Here is an 8,976-nt window from a genome sequence, read left to right on the forward strand (position 1 = left end):
GCTCGCTCCCACATTCTGATCGGTGTACGCCGTACCAATGTGGGAGCGAGCTTGCTCGCGAAGGCGTCCTGACGGTCAATACAAATCTGCAGGTTTAACGAACAGCCTCAAACAACCCCGTCGCCCCCATCCCGCCCCCCACGCACATGGTCACGATGCCGTAACGCAAATTACGCCGCTGCAACTCACGCACCAGATGCCCGACCTGCCGCGAACCGGTCATGCCGAACGGGTGGCCGATGGAAATCGAGCCGCCATTGACGTTGTATTTGTCGTTGTCGATCTCCAGCCGATCGCGGGCATACAGGCATTGCGAGGCAAAAGCCTCGTTGAGCTCCCACAGATCAATATCCGCCACTTGCAAGCCCTTGGCCTTGAGCAGTTTCGGCACCGAGAACACCGGGCCGATGCCCATTTCGTCCGGCTCGCAACCGGCGACGGTGAAACCACGGAAAAACGCCTTCGGCTTGAGCCCCAGTTGCAGGGCTTTTTCCAGACTCATCAACAGCGTCATCGAGGCGCCGTCGGACAGCTGCGACGAGTTGCCGGCCGTCACCGAACCGTCCTCGGCAAACACCGGATTCAGTCCGGCGAGACTTTCGTAAGTGGTGTCCGGACGGTTGCAGTCGTCGCGATCAACGATGCCGTCGAGGATCTGCACCTCACCACTGTTCTTGTCTTCGACCCGGTACTTGACCGCCATCGGCACGATTTCATCATTGAACAGCCCGGCCGCTTGCGCCTGGGCAGTGCGCAGCTGGCTTTGCAGCGCGTAACGATCCTGGGCCTCGCGGCTGACGTCGTAACGGCGCGCAACCACTTCGGCGGTCTGGCCCATGGTGTAGTAGATGCCCGGCACCTGCTGCTTGAGCAACGGGTTGATCAGGTGGTCGGTGTTGACGCTTTTCAGGGTCAGACTGATTGATTCGACGCCGCCGGCGACAATGATGTCGCTGCAACCGGAGGCGATCTGGTTGGCGGCAATCGCAATCGCCTGCAACCCCGAAGAACAGAAACGGTTGAGGGTCATGCCGGCCACGCCGGTGCCCAGCCGCGACAGCACCGCCACGTTGCGGCCGATGTTGTAACCCTGCGCGCCCTCGTTGGAGCCGGCGCCGACAATGCAGTCCTCGACGCTGGCCGGGTCGATGTCATTGCGCGACAGCAGCGCGTTGACGCAATGGGCCGCCATGTCGTCGGGGCGGGTCTGGTTGAACTTGCCGCGAAAGGACTTGGCCAGGCCGGTCCGCACGCTGTCGACGATCACCACTTCACGCATGGCATACCTCAATTGTTGTTGTCGGAGGAGAGTGGACCGAGCATAAGTCCACCCTGCCGCCGACCGCGACAATCATTCACCCCGCGTATGCGTGTCCATCGGCTCAGTCCTTGTGTTTTTTCGCGCGTTTGTCGGACTTCGCGAATGCTTCCTCAAGCGCTCGGTTGATCGTGCGCAGGACCTTGATCCGGGCCCAGCGTTTGTCATTAGCCTCGACCAGCGTCCACGGCGAAATCTCGGTGCTGGTACGGTCGACCATATCGCCCACGGCGGCGCGGTAGGCGTCCCACTTGTCGCGGTTGCGCCAGTCGTCCTCAGTGATCTTGAAGCGCTTGAACGGAATCTGCTCGCGGGCCTGGAAGCGCTCCATCTGGGTGTCCTTGTCGATCGCCAGCCAGAACTTGACGACGATGACCCCGGCGTCGGCGATCTGCTCTTCGAAATCGTTGATCTCGCTGTAAGCCCGCAGCCAGTCGGCCGGGCTGCAGAAGCCCTCGACCCGCTCCACCAGCACCCGGCCATACCAGGAGCGGTCGAACACGGTGAACTTGCCCCGCGCCGGCAAATGCCGCCAGAAGCGCCACAGATACGGCTGCGCGCGCTCCTCCTCAGTGGGCGCGGCAATCGGCACGATGCTGTACTGCCGCGGATCGAGCGCCGCCGCGACCCGACGAATCGCCCCGCCCTTGCCCGCCGCATCGTTGCCTTCGAACACCGCCACCAGTGCGTGGCGGCGCATGCGCTTGTCACGCATCAGCCCGGACAGCCGCGCCTGCTCGGTGATCAGTTGTTCTTCGTAGTCTTTCTTTTCCAGTCGCTGGTTCAGGTCGAGGCTGTCGAGCAGGTTGAGTTGATCGACCGCCGTGCCCAACGGGGCGGCGTTGACCTCTTCGGTATGCACCTCGGGGCGCTTGAGCGCATTCTGCAGGCCTTCCAGCAGGATTTTGCCGACGGCAAGACTGCGATAATTGGCGTCCATGCCTTCGATGATGTGCCATGGCGCGTAGTCGCGGCTGGTGCGGCGCAACACGCGCTCGCCGTATTTGACGAACTTGTCGTAGGTCTGCGATTGCTGCCAGTCCAGCGGGCTGATGCGCCAGCTGTGCAGCGGGTCGTCGGCCAGCGCCTTGAGTCGCGCTTTCATCTGCTTCTTGGACAGGTGGAACCAGAACTTGAAGATCAGCGCGCCTTCATCGCAGAGCATTTTTTCCAGACGCTCGGCGGCGTTGATCGCCTGATCCAGACGCGGATCCTTGAACAGACCGTGAACCCGGCCCTGAAGCATCTGGCTGTACCAGTTGCCGAAGAACACGCCCATCCGCCCCTTGGCCGGCAGCATCCGCCAGTAACGCCACGCCGGTGGCCGCGCCAGTTCTTCATCGGTCTGCTGATCGAAAGTACGCACCTCGATCAGACGCGGGTCCATCCACTCGTTGAGCAACTTGACGGTCTCGCCCTTGCCTGCGCCCTCGATGCCGTTGATCAGAATGATCACCGGAAAACGCTTCTGCTGCTGCAACTCGAATTGCGCTTCCAGCAGTGCTTCACGCAATGCAGGCACAGCCGCGTCGTAAGTCTCTTTGTCGATGGCATGGCCGATTTCGGCGGATTCAAACATGGGGACGGCTCCTTCCAGGATTCAGCAAGACTAGCGGATTGGGCATGGGCGCGGCGGAGAAATTCCGCTCCTTTTGGCTTCAAGAAAAACTCTGTGGTGAGGGGATTTATCCCCGATGGGCAGCGCAGCGGCCCCAAAGCCATTCAACGCCAGATGCACGCTGGTAGCGGGATTGCGACTGCTACGCAGTCGATCGGGGATAAATCCCCTCGCCACAGGTTGCTCTGATCCGCGCCCAAATCGTTAATTGTCTTCGAGGCTGCACAGCCAGGCCTTGCCATGGATCAAGCACCCTCCGCACGATCAGCTAGAATGGCCGCCTTGTCGTTGCCGAGCCTGCCATGAAACCTGTATTGCCCCACGCCCAACTCGACTGGGATGACCAGGGACGTCCGCGCTCGCGGGTGTTCGATGATGTGTATTTTTCCGACCAGTCGGGGCTGGATGAAACCCGTTACGTGTTCCTCGAACAGAACCGTCTGGCCGAGCGCTTTGCCGCGCTGCCGGCCGATGGGCGACTGGTGATCGGCGAAACCGGCTTCGGCACCGGGCTGAATTTCCTTTGCGCCTGGCAGCTGTTCGAACAGCACGCGGTGGCCAGTGCGCGGCTGCATTTCGTCAGCGTCGAAAAATATCCGCTGAGTCCGACGGATCTGCAACGGGCGCTGGCCTTGTGGCCGGAGCTCAAGCCACTGGCCGATCAACTGCTGACGCATTACGTGGCGATCCATCAGGGCTTTCAGCGGATCGTTCTCGGTAATGGCCGAGTGACGCTGACGCTGCTGATCGGCGATGCGGCGGAGCAACTGCCGCAACTCGATGCGCAGATTGATGCGTGGTTTCTCGACGGTTTCGCCCCGGCGAAAAACCCCGACATGTGGACCGCTGAACTGTTCGTCGAACTGGCGCGACTGGCGGCGCCGGGCTCGACCATTAGCACCTTCACCAGCACCGGTTGGGTGCGGCGTCTGCTCAACGCGGCCGGGTTCAAGATGAAACGCACGCCGGGCATCGGCCACAAGTGGGAGATCCTGCGCGGCGAGTTTCTCGGCTGGCCGCAGGACGTCGCGCCACCGCTGCCGGACAAACCGTGGTTCGCCCGCCCTGCCCCGCTGACTGGCGAGCGGCGCGCGCTGGTGATCGGCGCCGGGCTGGCCGGTTGTGCGACCGCTGCCAGCCTCGCCGCGCGCGGCTGGCAAGTCAGTCTGCTGGAGCGTCACGAGGCCGTGGCGCAGGAGGCGTCCGGCAATCCGCAGGGCGTGCTGTACCTGAAGTTATCAGCCCACGGCACCGCGTTGTCGCAACTGATCGTCAGCGGCTTCGGCTACACCCGCCGCCTGCTGGAAACCCTGCAACGCGGCACCGACTGGGACGATTGCGGCGTGCTGCAACTGGCTTTCAACGCCAAGGAAGCCGAGCGTCAGGCGCAACTGGCCGCGGCCTTCCCGGAAGATCTGGTGCGCTGGCTTGATCAGCCGCAAGCCGAAATTCAAGCCGGGATTGCTGTGGCGCACGGCGGCTTGTTCTACCCCGAAGGGGGCTGGGTGCATCCACCCGCGCTGTGCCAGGCGCAAGCCGCGCAAGCGAACATCGAACTGCTCAAGCATCACGATGCGCTGGAACTGCGCAAGGTCGAAGGTCAGTGGCAAGCCCTCGACGGCGAGCGCGTGCTCGCCAGCGCGCCGGTGGTGATATTGGCCGGCGCGGCGGAGATCAAACGCTTTGCGCAAAGTGCCGAGTTGCCGCTCAAGCGCATTCGCGGGCAGATCACGCGCCTGCCGCAAACCACCGAGAGCCAGACACTGCGCACCGTGGTCTGCGCCGAAGGTTATGTCGCGCCGGCACGCTTGGGCGAACACACGCTGGGTGCGAGTTTCGACTTCAACAGCGACGACCTGACCCCGACCACCGCCGAACACCTGGGCAATCTGGCGATGCTCGAAGAGATCTCCGGCGATCTGGTGGCGCGCCTGCACATCAATCAACTGCCCCCGGAAACTCTGGAGGGACGCGCCGCATTCCGCTGCACCAGTCCCGACTATCTGCCGATCGTCGGCCCCCTCGCCGACCGCACAGCCTTCGCTCAGGCCTACGCCGCGTTGAGCAAGGACGCGCGACAAGTGCCGGACATCGCCTGCCCGTGGCTCGATGGCCTGTACGTTAACAGTGGCCACGGTTCACGCGGGCTGATCACCGCGCCGCTGTCGGGCGAACTGCTCGCGGCGTGGCTGGACAACGAGCCGCTGCCACTGCCCCGAAGCGTCGCCGAGGCCTGCCATCCCAATCGTTTTGCACTGCGCACGTTGATTCGCGGCAAATGAAAAATCGCGACTGGCCGCTGGTCAGTCGCCCCCTCTTATAACTCATCGTTCTAAAACTCCCACATCTGCAGCGGGTCAGTTTCTGAGTACCGGCCATTTTGGCCTGACTTGAATGACCCCTCCCCAACGGAAAAACCGGTAAGGACTTTATGTGCGGATTAGCTGGCGAGTTACGTTTTGATCATCAACCTGCAGACCTTGCAGCGGTAGAGCGAATCACCCATCACCTGGCCCCTCGCGGCCCCGATGCGTGGGGCTTCCATGCCCAAGGGCCGATTGCCCTGGGCCATCGTCGCCTGAAAATCATGGATCTGTCGGACGGCTCGGCTCAGCCGATGATCGACAGCCAACTCGGTTTGTCCCTGGCCTTCAATGGCGCGATCTACAACTTCCCGGAACTGCGCGCCGAACTCGAAGCGCTGGGCTACGCCTTCTATTCCGGTGGCGACACCGAAGTGCTGCTCAAGGGCTACCACGCCTGGGGCGAAGCGCTGCCGCCGAAACTCAACGGCATGTTCGCGTTCGCCATCTGGGAGCGTGATGCCCAGCGCCTGTTCATCGCTCGCGACCGTCTCGGCGTGAAGCCTTTGTACCTGTCGCGCACCGGCCAGCGTTTGCGCTTTGCCTCGGCCCTGCCGGCGCTGCTCAAGGGCGGCGACATCAACCCGATCCTCGATCCGGTGGCGCTCAATCACTATCTGAATTTCCATGCGGTGGTGCCGGCTCCGCGCACTTTGCTCGCGGGCATCGAAAAGCTGCCGCCAGCGACCTGGATGCGCGTCGAAGCCGATGGCCGCACCGAGCAGAAAACCTGGTGGACCCTGCCCTACGGCCCACACGACGACGAGAAAAATCTGACCCTCGAAGACTGGCGCGACCGCGTGCTCGACAGCACCCGCGAGGCCGTGGCAATCCGTCAACGCGCAGCGGTGGATGTCGGCGTGCTGCTTTCCGGCGGTGTCGATTCGAGCATGCTCGTCGGCCTGCTGCGAGAAGTCGGGGTGGAGAACCTGTCGACCTTTTCCATCGGTTTTCAGGATGCCGGCGGCGAGCGTGGCGATGAATTCCAGTATTCCGATCTGATCGCCAAGCACTACGGCACTCAACATCATCAATTGCGCATCGACGAAAAAGAGATCATCGAGCAACTGCCCGCTGCGTTCCGTGCGATGAGCGAGCCGATGGTCAGCCACGACTGCATCGCCTTCTACCTGCTGTCGCGCGAAGTGGCCAAGCACTGCAAAGTGGTGCAAAGCGGCCAGGGCGCCGACGAACTGTTCGCTGGTTATCACTGGTATCCGCAAGTCGACGGTGCGGCCGATCCGTACGCGGCCTATCGCGCGGCGTTCTTCGACCGCAGCTACGACGACTACGCCGCCACCGTGCAGCCGAAATGGTTGACCGCGAATGACGCCGCTGGCGACTTCGTGAAAGAGCATTTTGCCCAGCCTGGTGCCGATGCCGCGGTCGATAAAGCCCTGCGTCTGGACAGCACGGTGATGCTGGTGGATGACCCGGTCAAACGTGTCGACAACATGACCATGGCCTGGGGCCTGGAGGCTCGCACGCCGTTTCTCGACTATCGCCTGGTGGAACTCTCGGCGCGGATTCCCGGCCAGTTCAAGCTGCCGGACGGCGGCAAACAGGTACTCAAAGAAGCTGCACGTCTGGTGATTCCAAGCGAAGTGATCGACCGCAAGAAAGGCTATTTCCCGGTGCCAGGCCTCAAGCACTTGCAAGGCGACACTCTGAACTGGGTGCGTGAACTGCTGCTGGATCCGAGCCAGGATCGTGGCCTGTTCAACCCGGCCATGCTCGACAAATTGCTGACTGATCCGCAAGGCCAACTGACGCCATTGCGCGGCTCGAAACTGTGGCAACTGGCGGCCCTGAACCTGTGGCTCAGTGAACAAGGAATCTGATTGATGAAACCTCACGCCACAGCGATCAATCAGCGCCTGTTACGCGGTCAGACACCGTCGTATGAACGCTTGCAGGCGCGTCTGGCCGAAGACGGCAGCGAACTCGGCGCCGACCCCATTGCCGTGCATTGCGGCTGGGGCCGGTTGCTGATCGGTCACACCTTTCCTGACCCGGCGACCCTGGCGCAGGAACTGCTCAACGAACAGCCCGGCGAACGCGATATCGCCCTGTACGTCGCCGCACCGCAGCAGATTCTCGGGCTGGAACCGACGCAACTGTTTCTCGACCCATCCGATACTCTGCGCCTGTGGTTCAGCGATTACCGCCAGGCCACCCGCGTGTTTCGCGGCTTCCGCATTCGCCGCGCGCAAAGCGAAGCGGACTGGCAAGCGATCAATCTGCTGTATCAGGCACGCGGCATGTTGCCGATCGATGCCACGCGCCTGACCCCGCATCATCAGGGCGGCCCGGTGTACTGGCTGGCCGAAGATGAAGACAGTGGCGCGGTAATCGGCAGCGTCATGGGCCTCAATCACCAGAAAGCCTTCAACGATCCGGAACATGGCAGCAGCCTGTGGTGCCTGGCGGTGGATCCGCAATGCTCGCGGCCCGGTGTCGGTGAAGTGCTGGTGCGGCATTTGATCGAGCACTTCATGAGTCGCGGCCTGAGTTATCTGGATCTGTCGGTGCTGCATGACAACCGTCAGGCCAAAAATCTTTACGCCAAGCTCGGTTTTCGCAACCTCTCGACCTTCGCCATCAAGCGCAAGAACGGCATCAATCAGACGCTGTTCCTCGGGCCCGGGCCGGAAGCCAACTTCAACCCTTATGCGCGGATCATCGTCGAGGAAGCGCACCGGCGCGGCATCGACGTGCAGGTGGACGATGCCGAAGCCGGGCTGTTCACCCTCAGCCATGGCGGGCGCCGGGTACGTTGCCGCGAATCGTTGAGCGACCTGACCAGCGCGATCAGCATGAGTCTGTGTCAGGACAAAAGCCTGACCCACAAAGTGTTGAAAGGCGCCGGCCTGAAGCTGCCTTCGCAGCAACTGGCGGGCAACGCCGACGACAACCTGGCGTTTCTTGACGAGCATCAGCGTGTGGTGGTCAAGCCGCTCGACGGTGAACAAGGCCAGGGCGTGGCGGTGGATCTGCAGAGCATCGAAGAGGTGCAGCAGGCCATCGAAGCCGCCAAGCGTTTCGACAGCCGCGTACTGCTGGAAAGCTTCCACGAAGGCCTCGACCTGCGGATTCTGGTGATCGGTTTTGAAGTGGTGGCGGCAGCGATTCGTCGTCCCGCCGAGGTGGTCGGTGACGGCCATCATTCGATCGGTGCATTGATCGAGGCGCAGAGCCGGCGTCGGCAAGCCGCTACCAGTGGCGAGAGCAAGATCCCGCTGGATCACGAAACCCAACGCACCCTGCACGCGGCCGGGTATGACTACAGCAGCATCCTGCCGGCGGGCGAGCACCTGTTCGTCCGTCGCACGGCCAATCTGCACACCGGTGGCACGCTGGAGGATGTCACGGCAATTCTGCACCCGACGCTGGTCGATGCCGCCGTCCGTGCGGCGCGAGCGCTGGACATTCCGATGGTCGGCCTCGACCTGATGGTGCCGGCGGCGGATCAACCGGAGTACGTGTTTATCGAAGCCAACGAACGCGCGGGGCTGGCCAATCATGAGCCGCAGCCGACGGCGGAGCGCTTTGTCGATTTGTTGTTTCCGCACAGTCAGCCGGCTGTTTCTTGATTCCGAGGTGTCAGGACTGACGCCTTCGCGAGCAAGCCCGCTCCCACAGGTTGAACGCATTCCAAATGTGGGAGCGGGCTTGCT

Annotated in this window: 5 protein-coding genes; 3 read left to right on the forward strand and 2 right to left on the reverse strand. The window is 62.5% G+C overall.

What is annotated here, in order from left to right:
- Positions 1-94: 94 nt before the first annotated feature.
- Entirely contained in the window at positions 95-1,279 is a 1,185-nt protein-coding gene (locus QMX91_RS26205) for a thiolase family protein (protein WP_282413598.1), read from the reverse strand.
- Between the two features lie 103 nt (positions 1,280-1,382).
- Positions 1,383-2,897: a polyphosphate:AMP phosphotransferase gene (gene pap / locus QMX91_RS26210; RefSeq protein WP_266273071.1), complete on the reverse strand. Its 1,515-nt coding sequence runs from the start codon at positions 2,895-2,897 to the stop codon at positions 1,383-1,385.
- 341 nt (positions 2,898-3,238) lie between these two features.
- Between pap and mnmC the strand changes: the two genes are divergently transcribed.
- The 3 genes from mnmC (at position 3,239) to ngg (ending at position 8,892) form a co-directional block, all read left to right on the forward strand.
- The gene (gene mnmC / locus QMX91_RS26215; protein WP_282413599.1) at positions 3,239-5,218 is read left to right on the forward strand and encodes a bifunctional tRNA (5-methylaminomethyl-2-thiouridine)(34)-methyltransferase MnmD/FAD-dependent 5-carboxymethylaminomethyl-2-thiouridine(34) oxidoreductase MnmC; all 1,980 of its coding nucleotides are present in this window, start codon (positions 3,239-3,241) and stop codon (positions 5,216-5,218) included.
- Positions 5,219-5,367: 149 nt separating this feature from the next.
- The gene (locus QMX91_RS26220) at positions 5,368-7,140 is read left to right on the forward strand and encodes an N-acetylglutaminylglutamine amidotransferase (protein WP_282413600.1); all 1,773 of its coding nucleotides are present in this window, start codon (positions 5,368-5,370) and stop codon (positions 7,138-7,140) included.
- Positions 7,141-7,143: 3 nt separating this feature from the next.
- Complete coding sequence (ngg, locus tag QMX91_RS26225; protein ID WP_135296320.1) at positions 7,144-8,892, forward strand: N-acetylglutaminylglutamine synthetase; 1,749 nt, start codon at positions 7,144-7,146, stop codon at positions 8,890-8,892.
- Positions 8,893-8,976: the final 84 nt, after the last annotated feature.

This window comes from Pseudomonas sp. PS01299, from assembly GCF_029960145.1.
Lineage (GTDB): Bacteria > Pseudomonadota > Gammaproteobacteria > Pseudomonadales > Pseudomonadaceae > Aquipseudomonas > Aquipseudomonas putida_A.